14 protein-coding genes are annotated in these 15,730 nt (G+C 45.4%); 12 read left to right on the top strand and 2 right to left on the bottom strand.

Annotation, left to right across the window (positions count from 1 at the left end; all coding sequences use genetic code 11):
- From sps_RS14625 to sps_RS14580, 10 genes are all read left to right on the top strand, one after another.
- Window positions 1-1,236 carry a CpaE/TadZ family protein gene (locus sps_RS14625; RefSeq protein ID WP_077753204.1) on the top strand — a complete coding sequence of 412 codons (1,236 nt, stop codon included), beginning with the start codon at window positions 1-3 and terminating at the stop codon, window positions 1,234-1,236.
- Window positions 1,233-2,507, top strand: a complete 1,275-nt coding sequence (locus tag sps_RS14620) for a CpaF family protein (protein ID WP_077753203.1) — start codon at window positions 1,233-1,235, stop codon at window positions 2,505-2,507. The genes sps_RS14625 and sps_RS14620 overlap by 4 nt, the downstream gene beginning before the upstream one ends.
- Window positions 2,504-3,412, top strand: a complete 909-nt coding sequence (locus sps_RS14615; protein WP_077753202.1) for a type II secretion system F family protein — start codon at window positions 2,504-2,506, stop codon at window positions 3,410-3,412. The genes sps_RS14620 and sps_RS14615 overlap by 4 nt, the downstream gene beginning before the upstream one ends.
- Window positions 3,413-3,586: 174 nt before the next feature.
- Window positions 3,587-4,435, top strand: coding sequence for a type II secretion system F family protein (locus tag sps_RS14610; protein WP_077753201.1), 849 nt, complete (start codon window positions 3,587-3,589; stop codon window positions 4,433-4,435).
- Between the two features lie 3 nt (window positions 4,436-4,438).
- Window positions 4,439-5,155 carry a tetratricopeptide repeat protein gene (locus sps_RS14605; protein WP_077753200.1) on the top strand — a complete coding sequence of 239 codons (717 nt, stop codon included), beginning with the start codon at window positions 4,439-4,441 and terminating at the stop codon, window positions 5,153-5,155.
- A complete protein-coding gene (locus sps_RS14600) occupies window positions 5,152-5,655 on the top strand; it encodes a TadE/TadG family type IV pilus assembly protein (RefSeq protein WP_077753199.1) in 504 nt (167 codons plus the stop codon). Before sps_RS14605 ends, sps_RS14600 begins: the two co-directional genes overlap by 4 nt.
- Window positions 5,645-6,169 (top strand): tight adherence pilus pseudopilin TadF, encoded by a 525-nt coding sequence (tadF, locus tag sps_RS14595; RefSeq protein WP_077753198.1) that lies wholly within the window; start codon window positions 5,645-5,647, stop codon window positions 6,167-6,169. Before sps_RS14600 ends, tadF begins: the two co-directional genes overlap by 11 nt.
- Window positions 6,170-6,171: 2 nt before the next feature.
- Complete coding sequence (locus sps_RS14590; protein ID WP_077753197.1) at window positions 6,172-7,686, top strand: pilus assembly protein; 1,515 nt, start codon at window positions 6,172-6,174, stop codon at window positions 7,684-7,686.
- Window positions 7,687-7,692: 6 nt separating this feature from the next.
- Window positions 7,693-8,382, top strand: a complete 690-nt coding sequence (locus sps_RS14585; RefSeq protein ID WP_077753196.1) for an OmpA family protein — start codon at window positions 7,693-7,695, stop codon at window positions 8,380-8,382.
- 643 nt (window positions 8,383-9,025) lie between these two features.
- Window positions 9,026-10,225, top strand: a complete 1,200-nt coding sequence (locus sps_RS14580) for a conjugal transfer protein TraF (protein ID WP_077753195.1) — start codon at window positions 9,026-9,028, stop codon at window positions 10,223-10,225.
- A 130-nt stretch (window positions 10,226-10,355) separates the two neighbouring features.
- Here the strand turns inward: sps_RS14580 and sps_RS14575 are convergent, their stop codons facing one another.
- Both sps_RS14575 and metJ read right to left on the bottom strand, forming a co-directional pair.
- The gene (locus sps_RS14575; protein ID WP_077755703.1) at window positions 10,356-11,093 is read right to left on the bottom strand and encodes a sulfite exporter TauE/SafE family protein; all 738 of its coding nucleotides are present in this window, start codon (window positions 11,091-11,093) and stop codon (window positions 10,356-10,358) included.
- Window positions 11,094-11,277: 184 nt separating this feature from the next.
- A complete protein-coding gene (gene metJ, locus sps_RS14570) occupies window positions 11,278-11,592 on the bottom strand; it encodes a met regulon transcriptional regulator MetJ (RefSeq protein ID WP_005500679.1) in 315 nt (104 codons plus the stop codon).
- Between the two features lie 234 nt (window positions 11,593-11,826).
- Here metJ and metB point away from each other — a divergent pair, with 234 nt between their 5' ends.
- The gene (metB, locus tag sps_RS14565; RefSeq protein ID WP_077753194.1) at window positions 11,827-12,987 is read left to right on the top strand and encodes a cystathionine gamma-synthase; all 1,161 of its coding nucleotides are present in this window, start codon (window positions 11,827-11,829) and stop codon (window positions 12,985-12,987) included.
- Window positions 12,988-13,009: 22 nt separating this feature from the next.
- A complete protein-coding gene (locus sps_RS14560; RefSeq protein WP_077753193.1) occupies window positions 13,010-15,397 on the top strand; it encodes a bifunctional aspartate kinase/homoserine dehydrogenase II in 2,388 nt (795 codons plus the stop codon).
- The last annotated feature ends 333 nt before the right edge of the window (window positions 15,398-15,730 follow it).

The following is a 15,730-nucleotide window of genomic DNA, read 5'->3' as shown; positions in this document are numbered from 1 at the left end:
ATGTTTGATTTGGCCAAGGTTGTCACCCAGGCAGCCCAGTTTAACCGTGAACCAGCGGGACCGACTAGCTGCTCTTTTTATTATCAAACGGCACACTGTCGGGAGCTGATAGAGCAGGTTTTCCGTTTCGAAGGTTGGAATTACCCAGATTGTATTAAGATCTCTAATCCCGGTGACTTACAGCTGGATGCGTTAAAAGATATCGTAATTTTTGAGCTTAACCAGTCGACGAATATTGTCGAAGATGCTCGAGATTTGGCCAGTAAACTGCCAAATCAGAAAGGCGTCATCGTGATAGGTAAAGAGGACACCATCACCACATTGCGTGAGCTAAAAGGGATGGGTTTTTATTATCTGCTGTGGCCGCTGAACCAAGAGGAATTAAGTGAGTTTTTGCGTCATGTACATATTAACCAGCAACGTCTTTCTGGGGTAACTAGAAATCGTAAGGCTAAGCGGGTGGCGGTGGTAGGAACTAAAGGTGGCATAGGCAATACCATGGTTGCCTGTGAGCTATCGGCGACATTAGCTTTTCAAGGGATAGACACGATCCAAGTTGACCATCAGTACTTCAACAGCAACACAGATATCTTATTGGGCCTTAAACAGTTCATACGTCAAGACTCGGATAACCTCGAGTTACAGCTTAGGGATATGGATGAAGCGAGTGCCAGTAACTACCTGAGTAAAATAGACAAACACTTTAGTTTATTGGCATTAGGGGGGGCGCAATCGGCCGAAAATCTCTATAGCAACAGCCAAAATATAGCCGAGCTACTCAGCCGAAAAGCCAACTTTATTATTGAAGACTTTTCCGGTGCTAATGATTTTATGATGGATCCAGCAGCGCTGTCGGAGCGGATGGATGTGTTTGTTATCGTGCTTGACCCCACGGTCTCTTCGGTGCGCAATGCCAGCCAAATCATCGAAAAAATTGAGATGCATAATCTGTCGGGTACTGCTGATATACGTATCTTAACCTTTCTCAATATTCATCGTCCCGAAGGGGCGTTTCCTTTGAAAAAGGATGAGGTTGAGCGTTATCTGGAGCGCTCGGTAGATATTCAGTTGGATTATACCGCGAAATTCTCGGCTCTTATGTTGTCAGGAAAGCGATTACATCGCTTTGAGAAACGTAATGGCGCCTTCAATAAATTAGCCCAACTGATACAGGGTAAACAGGCTGAAGCCCAGGTATCTGCTCTGGATAAACTCAAGGCGCTAATGCAACGATGAACAATAATAAAGAGATTTACCTTAGTTTTCGGGGGCAAATTTTTGAGGCTTTGGATGCTCAGGCAATAGCCAAAATGCCACGGGAGGAGTTGTACCGCCAGATCCAGAGTGCGGTTGAGGTGCTCGCGAACAATTTCAGTCAGCCTGTTTCTACCTCAGTACGCAATATGACGGTTAAAAACCTGGTTGATGAACTGATTGGTCTGGGTCCACTGCAGCCGCTGCTGGAAGATGACACCATTAATGACATCATGGTCAATGGCTGTGATCAGATTTTCTATGAGCGTCACGGTAAAATTCACAGTTCGGAAGTGGTGTTTGTGAACGAGGCGCAACTGCTGGAGATTGCTCAGCGTATTGCGGCTAGGGTTGGGCGTCGGATCGATGAGTCTTCACCTATGGTGGATGCCCGTCTTAGTGATGGTAGTCGAGTCAATATTGTAATTAAGCCTGTTGCTATCGATGGTACAACCATTTCTATTCGTAAGTTTAGAGAGCAAAAGATTGGTTTAGAGGAGCTGGTAGGTTTCGGCTCTTTATCGCCAGATATGGCGAGAGTCTTGATGATAGCGGCTCGCTGCCGCTTAAACATATTGATCTCAGGAGGCACAGGTTCAGGTAAGACAACCTTACTCAATGCACTTTCGAATTATATTGCAGATGATGAACGCATCATCACCATAGAAGATGCGGCCGAACTAAATCTGCAACAACCCCATGTGGTCAGGTTGGAAACACGTCCCGCCAGTACCGAAGGTACCGGTCAGGTAGATCAGAGGGACTTGATTATCAACTCCCTGCGTATGCGCCCGGATCGAATCATCTTAGGTGAGTGCCGTGGAGCCGAAGCATTCGAGATGCTACAGGCGATGAACACCGGTCATGATGGCTCCATGTCTACCTTGCATGCCAATACTCCCAGAGATGCTATCTCCAGAGTCGAGTCTATGGTGATGATGGCTAGCTTGAATCAACCCTTAGCCGCCATACGTCGCACCATAGTCGGGGCGGTACAATTAGTGGTTCAGGTTAACCGTCAACGTGATGGGTCGCGAAAGATCACCAGTATTTCAGAGGTCGTTGGCCTCGAAGGCGAGAGTGTGGTGATGGAGGAGTTATTCAAGTTCCAACCAGCCGAGGGCCAGAGTTTAGATAAGGTGATGGGTGAATATGTGACTCTTGGGATTATGCAGCGCTCTATCTTGATGCAGCGAGCGGCCTACTTTGGTCTGCAAGAGGAGTTGATGTTGGCTTTTAGGGGCCAGCAATGATCTTGTACTTCTCCTTATTCTTACTCGGTATCGCCGCATTGTTGTGGGGCATGAGAAGCCAAGATATCAAGAGTCAGTATCTGGTAAAAAAGATCGACAGGGCAGACATAGATGAAATCCAGTCGGCGGTTAAGCTTGAAACCTTGGAGCATAGGGTCTGGTTGACTAAAATTCAGCTACTACTTCGCCCAGCATTTAGCATCCTTGGTGAAAAAGCTTGGCTAAAATTATCTGTTTTCCTGCTGCTGCTTAGCGGAGCCGGGATCTATATCAATAGCTTCCTGCAGCTGGATAATCTGTGGTTGCCGCTGATCATGCCTGCTCTAGGTTTTTTATGGGGCTGGAGCTGGTTGATGGGAAAGCGTAAACAGACCTTCGAACAGACCTTCCCCGATGCCCTCAATATTATGATGAGTGCCGTCGCTTCCGGTGAAAGTATTATGCAGGCCATCTGTTATGTCGGCCAGTCACTGGATAATCAAATCGGACACGAATTTAGAGATATGGGGGATCGTCTCAAGTTAGGTGAACCTCCTGAGCAGGTTTTTAAGCGTGCCAGTAAACGCTTCCCCTATCCGAGCTTTCTATTTTTTATCGTCACTATCCGCGCCAACATGTCCCGAGGCGGGCAGCTTAAGCCTGTTATGGCCAGATTGGTTCGCGTCTTGATGGATGCCAGAACCTTAGATAAGAAGAAGGCTGCGCTGACATCGGAAGCACGGCTATCGGCGAAAATAGTGGGTTGCTTGCCCTTCTTCTTCATGATTCTACTTAGCTATCTCAGCCCGCAGAATTTGGATTTTGTGCTGACGGATCCTTCTGGGCGCTACATCTTGTACTACGTGGTCGGAAGTGAGGCTCTGGGAATGTTTATTATCTGGTTACTGATCAAAGGAGTGCGCTAGTGGTTACCATTATTTTGCTCGTGATTGCGACAATTGGCTTGCTGATCTCAGGTATTAATCTGTATTTACTGATTAGAGGTATGCGCTGATGGTGATTATCTGCGTTAGTTTTGCGGCGGTTGTTTTGCAGGCTTCAGGGACTAAATCACAATTACTGATTAGAGGCATGGGCTGATGACGATTATCATCTTGGTTATTGTTCTTGTAAGTGCTTTATTGGCATTAGGCCTGGCTTTGTGGCATCAGGAGAAACAGCGCCAATGGCATATCTTACGTTATCTTGAAACTTCACAAGAGACCAGTCTGGAAAAACTAAGCAAACTCGTGGTGCGTATCGGTCAGGAGAAACGAGAAGAGTTGGAGCAGCAATTTATTGATGCGGGTATCTATAACACTCGATTCGCCCGTTTCTATGTACCAGCTAAAATAGCTTTTGCTCTGCTGATTATTCTTCTTATTGTTATTTCGGATATGACACTGTCAAGCAAGGTTACTGTTGGGGCTATAAGCATGGTGGCAGCCTTGATATTACCCGATATTATCTTGTCTATGCGCAAGAAGATGCTGATTAAGAAGACTTCTCGTCAGTTGCCTTACATGCTGGATATGATGTCTGTGTGTGTTTCAACCGGGATGACGGTTGAAACCGCACTGGCTTATCTCGCCGAAGAGTTAAAGGCTTTCGATAAAGATCTCTGTTTCCATATCAAAAAAACCGCCGATTCCTCACGTATCACTGGACTGGAAAAAGCGCTGTTAGAGCTGAGTGAGCGGATCCCCACTGCTGAAGTTCGCAGCTTCTCATTGACCCTGATCCAGAATATTCATTACGGCACTTCTATCGCTAATGTCTTGTCAGATTTGGCAGAAGACATGCGCAAAATGCAGGTGCTGAGTATGGAGGAAAGTATAGGTAAGCTTGCGGCAAAAATGAGTGTGCCTCTGATCATACTTATTATGTTTCCCATCGTTATCTTGATCTTGGCTCCGGGCTTTATGCAGCTTTCTCTATCTATAGGTTAACTAATGAGAAGATATTACTTAATTCCAATACTGCTTCTTAGCTTATTAGTTGGGTGTACCACGACACCAGAGCCCCACCAAGTGACAGTTAAAGAGCTAGTCGCGGTGGGTAACCATGAGGGCCTAATTCAGCATTACAAGGCAGAGCTGGCGAAAACGCCTGATTCATCGGCTGTGATGCTTAATTTGGCTCAGGCCTACTATGACAATCGAGATGTTGAATCAGCTCATTTCTATGTCGAACAGCTAAAGAGTCAGCAGGCTCATCAACCTAGTTTATATTTCCTTTCTGGGAGTATTGCGGCTGATTCTGGCCAGTTTGATATGGCTATTTCTGAGTTTAGAAAGGCCGAGTCTCTGGGTTACCCTGATTCCTCTTTATTCATTAAGCTAGGCATTGCGTTAACTAATAGTGGCCGATATAAGGAGGCAGAAGTCGAGTTCAATCAAGCTCGTTTAAAAGGCCATGACGATATAGCGGTTAAGAATAATTTAGCTGTGCTCTATCTGGCTCAGGGGCAATATCTGCAGGCAGTAGAGCTTTTGACTCCCATATATCGACAGCATCCCGACGAGAAGAAGTTGGCATTTAATTTGGCTATTTCACTGTTTAAGGAGGGAAGTTATCGTGAGGCACATCGTTTGTTGGCCGATGACTATTCAGCCGAGCAGGTGTCAGCGCTATTTTATAGTTTACGTCGAGGGGAGGACAACTTGTGAAGAGGAAAGGCTTGTTAGCCCAGTCCAAGCGTCGTCAATTGGGAGTCATCTCTATCGAGTTTGCCATAGGATCTATAGTGATGTTTCTGGTCACATTTGGCATTTTTGAAATCAGTCGATTGATTTACGTGATTAATTTGACCGAATCGGCTCTGCGTGAATCATCCAGGGATACTCGGGTCTGGGATGGTGAGCGGACTGGAGAGCTTTATGGGCAGAGGATGACTCAGATGTTTGAGAAGAAGGGGGAGATTTGGCACTTATTAGTCGACCCCAGTCGCTATCAGCTTTCTATCTCTTATTTTGAGAGCTTGCAAGATTTGATTGATAACAAGAGTAGTGGAACACAAGCGAAACAGCAGCGTAGCCCGCTGGCCTTGTATGAGATCTCCTATGACTATACGCCTATGTTTTTTCTGGCTGGTGTGATTGAGAAAAAAATCAGTCGTCGGATTTTAGTGACGATGGAGCATGAGGGGTGGCCAGTTGATGAAGAGTAAGCAGCAAGGCTCTTTTACCGTAGAGTTGGCCTTTGTGCTTTTTTTTACCTCAGCTCTGCTTGTTTTCACCGGGGATATCGCTTTGCAGCTACTCAATAGGGTGAATCTGGATCGAGTGAGTTACTCACTGGTGAATATCCTCAAGGAGCGCACTCGATTTTATGAGGAAAAACCAATTGTGACAGCGAGTGAAGTGGACGAAATAGACATCTTGGCCGCTAGATTACTCGGCTATCCCAATACATCTGAGGCTGCTCCCTATGGGGTACGCGTAGAGTGGTTAGTGGACGGCGGCTATGGCGGTATCGATAAAGGCATTGGGGGAGGGACACCATGTCGCCCCGATGATTCGCTTCAAGATAAAGCGAGTCTTGTTCCGATAAACTCAGCGCATAAGACGTTTCCGCTTTACCAAGTTACCCTGTGCCTGAAAATAGACTCCTGGTTCAACCAGTTTTGGGGGGATAGTGAGCAGCACTATATTCACTCCAGTTCAGTCATGCCCGGAAGGTAGTTATGTATAGAAGAGCAAGATTCTCCTTAAAAAAGCAGCAAGGTGCGGCGGCCATTTATTTAGCTTTTTTACTTATTCCATTATTCGGTATGGTCTTTTTAGCGCTTGAGGGCACACGCTATATTCAAAAGCAAAATCGTCTCGCCGATGCAACAGAGGCGGCGAGTCTTGCCGTGTCTATAGCCAATCGTGACGACAAGGCATATGAGTCGAAATTGGCGAGTGATTATATTTCAAGCTACATTAGAAATATCAATAACATTAGTCAGATAAAAGTAGAGCGCAATGAGGCTGTCGATCATTACCCCCTGCCCAATGGCAGTGTTGAAGACAGAGAATATACCCAGTATAGAGTGACGGCTAAAACAGACCATCACTCCTGGCTACATAGCGATGTTATTCCGAGTTTCAAAGAGACTGTAACCTTAGCCAATCTTGCCATTGCCCGTAATTATCCTGAGTATCTGGGCGACCGTGATGTGGATATCGTTTTTGTTTCCGATTTCTCTGGCTCCATGGATCAACATGGAAAAATTAATAGTCTTAAGGAGGCGATAACTCAGGTTGCCGATGAGATCTTAGTGCCCCGTGACGGAGAGACCGAAATTCGTAATAGGATTGCTTTAGTCCCCTATAACATGCGAGTAGTAGAGGGGGGAAGCAGTAGAAATGTCTGTATGTCTCAGCTTAAGTATCGAAATCCGAGTGGAAAAACTAGCAGTAATTACTCTGATTATGAATCGATAAATTGGAGAGACTGGGCCAATGAAAGCTATAGCCAGGTTGATCGTTGCGTTAATAACAGTCGTAAGTGTAACGGCTTACCTGGCCCGAGAAGCGATGCACGCACTGTGAGGGCTGTTGTGGATGATGCCCCTTCAGCTTATTGGAATTCGAAGTGGCCTGATAGTGCTAATTGGATAGATTATAGCCGTACGGTTGCTGATATTTTTATCGAGAACTCTGCAGATATTCAACATAATCCTAGCTACCAAAGGCTCTATAGCGGCTCTATGTGTAACGGCAATTTTTGGTCGATTCCGCTGACAAACCAAGAGTCACAGATAGACACTGTGAGTCGTATGTCTCCTGATGGCGGGACTTCAGTTTATCAAGGCTTGTTGAGAGGGGCGCAAATCTTAGATAAGGGACGACCAGTCAAGCCAAGTGAGGAGGAGAGTGAGGAGTATAACAAGCGCCTTAAAATGATCCTTATCCTTAGCGATGGTATGGAATCTCCCTATGAAAACACTTTCTCTAAGTTGGTGAATAATTATGGTATGTGCGACAAGATCAGGTCTCAGTTTAATGATGGCGAACTTCCACTGCATATGGGGGTGATAGGGATTCAATTTAGTGCTTCGGGGCAAAATGCTTTTAAAAATTGCGTAGGCGCAGACAACATCATAGATGTGGATGACTTAGATGATTTGATCCAGGAAATTTTAGACTTAATTAAGAAAGGCGCCAAGAGTGATGGCATCAGTAAACTTTATTACCGACACACAGAGAGTTAAATTGCGATGACAAGAATATTCCCCACCTTATTAATCTGTTTTACTCTGGTCTCGGCCTTAAGCGGATGCGCTCAAGATGTACAGCCTGGAGCTGAGATACAAGCTGTTGAAAAAGTTCAATATGACTTGGCTTCTTTTTGTTCCACTAAGAGTCACACTATTAGTCAGGATGTGACAATTTCTGATGTTACCGCATTAGCGAACCATAGAGATGGTAGGCTAGTGATCATACAAGAGGTAAGTGACACAGAGGTCAATAATAGGCTACTTAAATTAGCAAAGAGCCAAGATGTTTACTCTGCCTGTATGGAGTATTTGTCGGCTAGCGGGTTAATGAGAGTCACATCCGAAAAGCAATTACTGGCTCGGGTTTATTTCGATTTTGACAGTGATAAGCTAACTTCAGAATCCCGTGATATCTTAGCTAAAGTCGCCGCAAAGTTGGCGAATTCCCCGGATATGATTAGGCTTGAGGGAAATACCGATAGCAAGGGAAGTGTCTGGTATAATTATGCTCTGGGATTACGCAGAGCCGTAACTACGCAAGATTACCTAGGTAAGCAAGGGGTGAATGCTGTGCAACTTAAGAGCGAAAGCCTTGGCGAGGCTAAGCCTTTAGCCAGTAATGATAATGTCGAAGGCAGGAAAGCGAATCGACGGGTTGATCTCTTAGTCTCCCCCCAAGAGGACAACTAAGTTTATGTGTTAATTTCGATAAAGGGTCTGGGGGGCTGCTTCATCCTCAGATCTTAGCTCTCTTTCCCTGTGATCGCCTATTAAACTCCTAAGCATTGCCTGAGGCTAATGGCCTAGTGTGATTAGCCTACTTCTTAACTTCTTAATGATGGTGTATTTGTCTCTATGTTTGATGACTGACGAATAGCCGATACCTCCTTTTATCTCCTCTAGCATGAAGACAAATATCAGCCTGTGGTTTTAAGATAATTCCTAGGTCTTACTGCTGAGCATTTTATGGATTATGTGCTTTAGGGCAATAAAGAAAACTTACAAATAATAGCGCTGAATTTAGTGATTTATAAACTGAATTTATTAGCCATAAAGAGTGGTAAATATTCATATTTATTATCGGGTTAAGCTGGGTAGTTCTTAAGTAAGGCATCTTGTTAAAAAAAAGATCAAAATAAATCGATACAAGTGTTGGTTTTTTGAGTGTTTATCGTACACAATTCTGAATGTTGGACTATCTTTAAATTCGACTGTTTTTATGTGTCTCTACTTATTTCTGTGAGTTTTGTTCAGTGCGCTACGCTGGATTTTACCTAGTAGGAAGAAACGTAACAAACATCAAATAATAAAAATAAAGATAAGGGCTGAAAGGATGAAAATGCTCAAATTTGCACTTTACTGTGCACTACTACTACTCACCCCGTCGGTAGCTATCGCTGGGCAGCAATACTACGAGGCTAGAAGCGATGCCATGGGCGGTGCCGGTGTGGCCTCATCAAGCCGTGAGGGCGCTGGCTTCATTAATCCTGCTCTACTGGCCCTGCAAACACCTAAATTCAATAATTTTGCCATGTTACTACCCGTGATCGGAGCCGATGGTGCCGATAAAGATCAGATGATAGATAAGTTTGATTCCCTGCAAGACTCTTATGATGCACTAGATGCTGCCATTACAGTCGGTGATGCTACTTCAGTCGATCTCTATCGTGGTGAGTTAGTCACCGATCTCGAGTCTTTAAAAGATAACAATGCTTATGTGAGTACAGGTATTGGATTCTCTATCGTATTACCCACACATAAAATGCCCATGGCGGTGTTTTATAAGAGCTATATGGATGCCATTGGAGTCGCAGCCATTGCCCAATCTGATATTGATACTCTTAATGGGTTAGATCCAAATAATCCTTCAGAACTGGCAGACCTAGATTCACAGGGAGCTGTGGTTGCCGGTGTGGTTTCTGATTTAGGCGTAGCCTTGAGCTTTCCACTTTCAATTGTCAATATGCCCATTGCAGTCGGGGTATCACCTAAGCTTCAGCGTATAGATACCTATAACTATGCCGTTAGTGCGAATAACTTCGAGGCTAGTGATTTTGATGATTTTAAGTATAGAAACGACGAGGTCACTTTTAACTTAGATGTTGGTGTCGCCATGAAACCTGTAGAAGGTTTGGTTGTGGGGCTATCTGGTCGAAACCTTATTAGTCAGGATGTGGAGACGGTAGAAGCACAAGGCCGTAAATTTACCTATCAAGTTAAGCCACAATTTACTGCAGGTATCGCCTATGACTGGGACAGTATAAGTTTAACCTCAGATATCGATCTGAACGCCTATAAACGCTTCGAAGAAGTTGGTGGTACTCAGTATTGGCGCGTTGGTGGTGAGTTGAAAGCTACGGATTGGTTTGCACTGCGTTTAGGTTACCGTCACGATATGAAAGACACGACGGCTGATATTTACTCTTTAGGTACAGGCTTCGAATTTGGTCGAGTCTTTTATCTGGACTTTACCGGCATGGTCGGCAGCGATGATGCTATAGGCGGTGTTTTACAAACGTCATATCATTTTTAAATTTAAAGAAGTTTCGAGGGCGCTTCGCTACGAGTTCGCCAACAAGTTGGCTGCGAGCTAAAAGCAAAAGCTTTTCGCTTCTGACTTTTCTTGAACTCGTAGGAGCGAAGCTCCGTACTCGCACCTTCTCTTAGCCTAATTCCATTAATGACTTCACCGCCAATATCGTTGCACAGATTGAACATAATATGAGTGTTGCCTTGCGAGTCTTATCTTTATCAACATGCCCTATCAGTCTCCCCGCGACCACATAACCTAAGATCACCGAAGGCAGAAGCAATAGCGACAGCCATAGATGTTTGATGCTAAGCAGACCTGTGATCCCAAGAATCACAAGCGCGATCAGTGAGCTGAAGATGAAGAAAGCCGATAGGGCCGCACGAAACTGACGGGCATCTTTTCCTGAAAGCAAAATTGCCAGTGGTGGGCCACCGATAGCGGCAATATTACCAAATACACCAGATATCACGCCGGCGCCAAACAGGCTCTTGCGGTTAACGGCTATGTTGAACTTAAGCAAACTCAATATGACCGCCGTGGCAACGATGCCCGATATGGCCAGTCCAAGAATGGGTTGTGGTGCATATATCAATAGACCTGCCCCGAGAAAACCACCAGGAATGCGTCCAAGAAGGGCATATTGCAGCCCATTAAACTCAAGGGCACCTCGCTCTCTAAACAGGGTCAGCAAGGAGATAGAGAAGCCCATGATGATAACCGGGGCCGGTACTAGCTCTGGATCGACAATATACAGCAGAGGAGAGGCGACAATGGCTAAACCAAAACCGATAAGGCTCTGGGTCAAGGCACCACAGAAGATGATAAGGGAAGCTAAAGCTAATGTGGTTGGATCTATCATTGAAAGCACGGCATTTTCTCTCAATTGTACTGTGATGGTTAAGGCGTTAGCCTTGTTAATTAATATGAAAGGCTTCGATATTAATCTTTTAGTCGGGCTCGATTGTTTCTGCAGGGTCGAAACTAGTGTGGAAGCAAACAGGGATCGCAATGCGATCCCTGAAACTGACTGAACAAGATTTAAGTGAGTATGATTACTCTACATCTTCCCATTCGATACCCATCTGATCCATCAAGCGCTTCACTTCAGCAGGGATAGTATCAGGCTTATCTTTAGACAAGTCATCATCGTTAGGCAGAGGTTGGCCTGTGTATGCATGCAAGAATGCCTCGCAAAGCAATTCACTATTGGTGGCATGACGTAGGTTGTTAACCTGACGACGGGTGCGCTCATCGGTAAGAACCTTAAGTACCTTCAAGGGAATAGAAACAGTAATTTTTTTTACTTGTTCATTCTTCTTGCCGTGTTCAGCATATGGGCTAATATAATCGCCATTCCACTCAGTCATTGACTCACCTGTATATTCAAAATTCGGGGCAGATTTTAACCCTTTAAATTGTGCAGTCAAATTATTGCCTCTTATTTATGACAATTGCAAATAGATTTCCATATGTTTGGACGTCTAAACGTCTATATTTGGTTGACGCTGGGCTTTCCCTTAGGTACATTTAGACGTCCAGACATCTCCTGTCCAATTTTTGTTGGGAGGAAGGTGTTCAGTAAATAGTTCTAGGAGTAGTAGATGACCGAACGTAAGTTAGCCACAATTGCAGTGCGTCAAGGGATTGAGTCCGATACCCAACATGGTGCCGTGGTGCCTCCCATCTATTTGTCGACTAACTACTCTTTCGATGGGCACAAGAACCCCAGAGATTTTGACTATAGCCGTTCGGGAAATCCGACTCGTTCTATTCTCGGTGATGCCATCGCTGGACTGGAGAAAGGCGCAACAGGTGTGGTGACTTGTACTGGCATGGCTGCGATCACATTAGTGACTAGCCTGCTTGGTCCCGATGATCTGCTAATCGTTCCCCATGACTGTTATGGGGGAAGTTATCGTCTATTTACTAACTTAGCCAAGAAGGGGGCCTTCAAGCTTGCTGTGGTGGATCAGACTGACAATATAGCACTGGAAGCCGCTATTGCCCAGAAGCCTAAGATGGTCTGGTTGGAAACACCATCGAACCCTTTACTGCGTGTCGTCGATATCGAAGAAATTTCCAAGGCGAGTAATGCCGTCGATGCCCTAGTCGTTGTCGATAATACGTTCTTGTCTCCCATTTTACAGCAGCCACTCTTGCTCGGTGCCGATATTGTTATCCATTCGACTACTAAATATATCAATGGCCACAGCGATGTAGTCGGTGGTGCTGTCGTCGCTAAAGATGCCGAGTTAGGTGAGTTATTGCATTGGTGGTCTAATACCTTAGGCCTAACAGGATCTGCTTTTGATAGTTATCTTACCCTACGCGGTATTCGTACCTTAGCGGTACGTATTCGTGAACATCAGGCTAATGCACAACGGGTGTTAGCGGTATTAACTGCCAGCGAGGCGGTCGATAAAGTTTACTATCCAGGTCTTAGTGATCACCCTGGTCATAAGATTGCTGCTAAGCAGCAAAAGGGCTTTGGTGCCATGCTCAGTTTCGAGCTTAAAGGCGGAGAAACGCAGTTGGTAGCTTTTCTTGACAAATTATCTGTGTTTTCTGTCGCAGAAAGTTTAGGTGGGGTAGAGAGTTTAGTCGCAGTTCCTGCGACAATGACCCACAGAGCTATGGAGCCAGAGGCTCGAGCAGAAGCTGGGGTAAAAGAGACCCTAATCCGTCTTTCAGTGGGTATCGAAGATGCCGACGATTTAGTTGCCGATATTGAAGCTGGACTCGCTGCAGCGGCGAGTTGTTAATCTCGGTAGATAGGAGTTAAAGATGGCGCGTTGTCATTTGCACAAATTTGGTGGTTCTAGCTTAGCGGATGCAGATTGCTACCGCCGTGTTGCTCATATCCTTCTCACTCACGGCAATAGCGATGATCTCGTCGTTGTATCGGCCGCAGGTAAGAGCACCAATTTTCTTTATAAATTATTGGAACTCAAAGACACTGGTCAGCTATGGCAGGAAGAGTTGCAGGTGTTAATCAGCTTTCAACAGAATCTGATCGAACAGCTGCTTTCTAACGAGCAGGCCAGAAGCCTGAGAGAGCGTTTGTCTATCGACAAGTATCAGCTCATCAGTCTGTTTTCTCTAGAGTCGTTAAACGAGTATAAAAGAAGTGAAGTGGTGAGCTTTGGTGAGCGTTGGTCCGCTCGTCTCTTGGCTGCTTTACTCAGAGAGTCCGGCGTTGCAGCATCAGATGTCGATGCCAGAAGCTTGTTGCTAGCCGATGAAGGAGGCGTGCCGCAGATCAGACTCGATGAATCTCGATCACGAGTTCAGAAAACCCTTGGTGAGCATCCCAACGAAAGATTGATTATCACAGGCTTTATCTGCGCCAACAGCCGTGGCGAAACCTTACTACTAGGGCGTAATGGTTCAGATTATAGTGCGACCTTGATTGCCAGTTTAGCTAATATCGAACGTGTCACCATCTGGACTGATGTGGAAGGTGTATTCAACGCCGATCCAAACAAGATTAACGATGCCAAACTACTTAAGAGCCTATCTTTAGATGAAGCTAATCGCTTAGCGCATCTGGGCTCACCCGTGCTGCATAACCGTTCTCTACAGCCCCTATTTGACACTCAAGTGAGTCTGGCTGTTCGTTCCAGCTATGCCTCTCATACCGATTTCACCTTAATTGCACCAAAGAGCTCTCAAGCCAGTGCTCCGGTGGTGACTAATCTGTCCAGTGTCTCTCTGTTTAGTTTCAGAATCAGTAGTGATACTGCTAATTTGGCTGAGTTATTGGAAGTGGCTGGCTTGATCCCGTTAGCCCATTGGAAGTTGGCTCATAACCGAGTTGAGCTGGCTTTTACCCATGAGAATCAGAAACAAGTTCAAGCTATCCTGGCAACCGATGCCCTGGAAGTTTCTGACATACATATTCGAGAAGATCTAGGTTTAGTAGCCTTGGTCAGCGCCGATGCCGGGCTGTACCGCCGTGGCTTCGCTCGACTGCTGAGCAGAGATGCAAGACCATTGTTTAAAGATGGTTTAAGTCTGGTGACTTTAGTTCCGACATCACAAGTTAACCTGCTGACTCAAAAAGTGCATCGTCGTTGCGCTGGTCCTCGCAAGCGCATAGGTGTGCTTCTGCTTGGGGTGGGTAATATTGGTGAGACTTGGGCTCGGCTGTTCAGCCGAGCTAGAGTTGCACTCAATAAAGAGTTAGAAGCTAGCGTTGAGCTGGTGGGTTTACTCAGTTCTAAGAAGGCTTTATTAAAAGAGGAAGGGATAGATCTCGACTCATGGAAACAGGCGTTTGACGAGCAAGCTACTCCTTGGCTCTATGATCATATGTTTGAGCAGCTACAAGCACTCGAATGTGACGAACTCATCGCCTTAGATATCAGTGCTAGCGCCGACTTAACGCTGCAATATCCTGAGTTCTTCTCACGTGGCATTCATGTGGTTAGCGCAAACAAGCTAGCGGGTTCAGGGCCCTTAGCTTTTTATCGAGAGCTTAAGTTACAGTTAGGCAATCGTAGGTTATTTTGGCGTTACAATGCCAGTTGTGGTGCAGGTTTACCGGTACAGCACGCATTGAATGATCTGCATAACAGCGGTGATAGTATCGAAGCTGTTGGTGGTATATTTTCTGGCACCTTGTGTTGGTTATTCGAGAAGTATGACGCTAAGAAGCCGTTCTCTGAACTCGTGTTAGAGGCTAGAGGGCTAGGTATTACCGAGCCGGACCCTCGTGATGATCTGTCCGGTCGAGACATGCAGCGAAAATTGTTGATCTTGGCTCGCGAGATTGGTCATGAGATTGAACTGGAAGATATTGAACTTCATTCATTAGTGCCAGCTGATCTAGCCGATATTCCATTGGAACAGTTTTTAGCGCGGATCTCAGAACTCGATGGAGATATGTTGCAGCAGTTTCAGACAGCGGCAGAGCAAAGTAAGGTCTTGAGATATGTTGCCGGACTCGATGTTGTTGATGGCCAGCTTAAGGCTGCTGTTAGAATGGAGTGGGTCGACACTCAACATGCCTATGCAAATCTAACTCCAGGCGATAATGTTTTTGTGATACGCAGTGCCTTCTATCAAGACAACCCTTTAATTATCAGAGGCCCCGGTGCCGGGCGTGAAGTGACTGCAGCTGCTGTACAGTCAGATCTGGCGCAGATTTGTCGGGATTTAGTGCAAGAATAGCACCGCAGAGAAGGGCGCTTCGCTTCGAGAGGGCTTCGATACGAGAACGGGAACAAGTTCCCTTCGAGTTCGCCAACAAATTGGCTTCGAGTAAGAGCAAAAGTTTTTCATCTTTTGGCTTTTCTTGTCTCGAAGGCGCTTTCTAGCCGCTCTCGCAGTGACGAAGTCACGTTCTCGCAGCAGCTTTGCTGCGTTCTCTTCTTCTATCTTATTTGTATTTAGTCGTCTATTTTCTATTGACTTCAAACTCAGCTTCACTAATATGGGTGTCTAGACGTCCAAACGTCTAGATGGTTTTATTTATATACATTTATAATGTTTATTATTTTAGTT

Origin of the sequence: Shewanella psychrophila (genome assembly GCF_002005305.1) — a bacterium.
Classification (GTDB): Bacteria; Pseudomonadota; Gammaproteobacteria; order Enterobacterales; family Shewanellaceae; genus Shewanella; species Shewanella psychrophila.
Note: the sequence above shows the minus strand (reverse complement) of the source record. Positions and strands in the feature narration are given on the sequence as shown.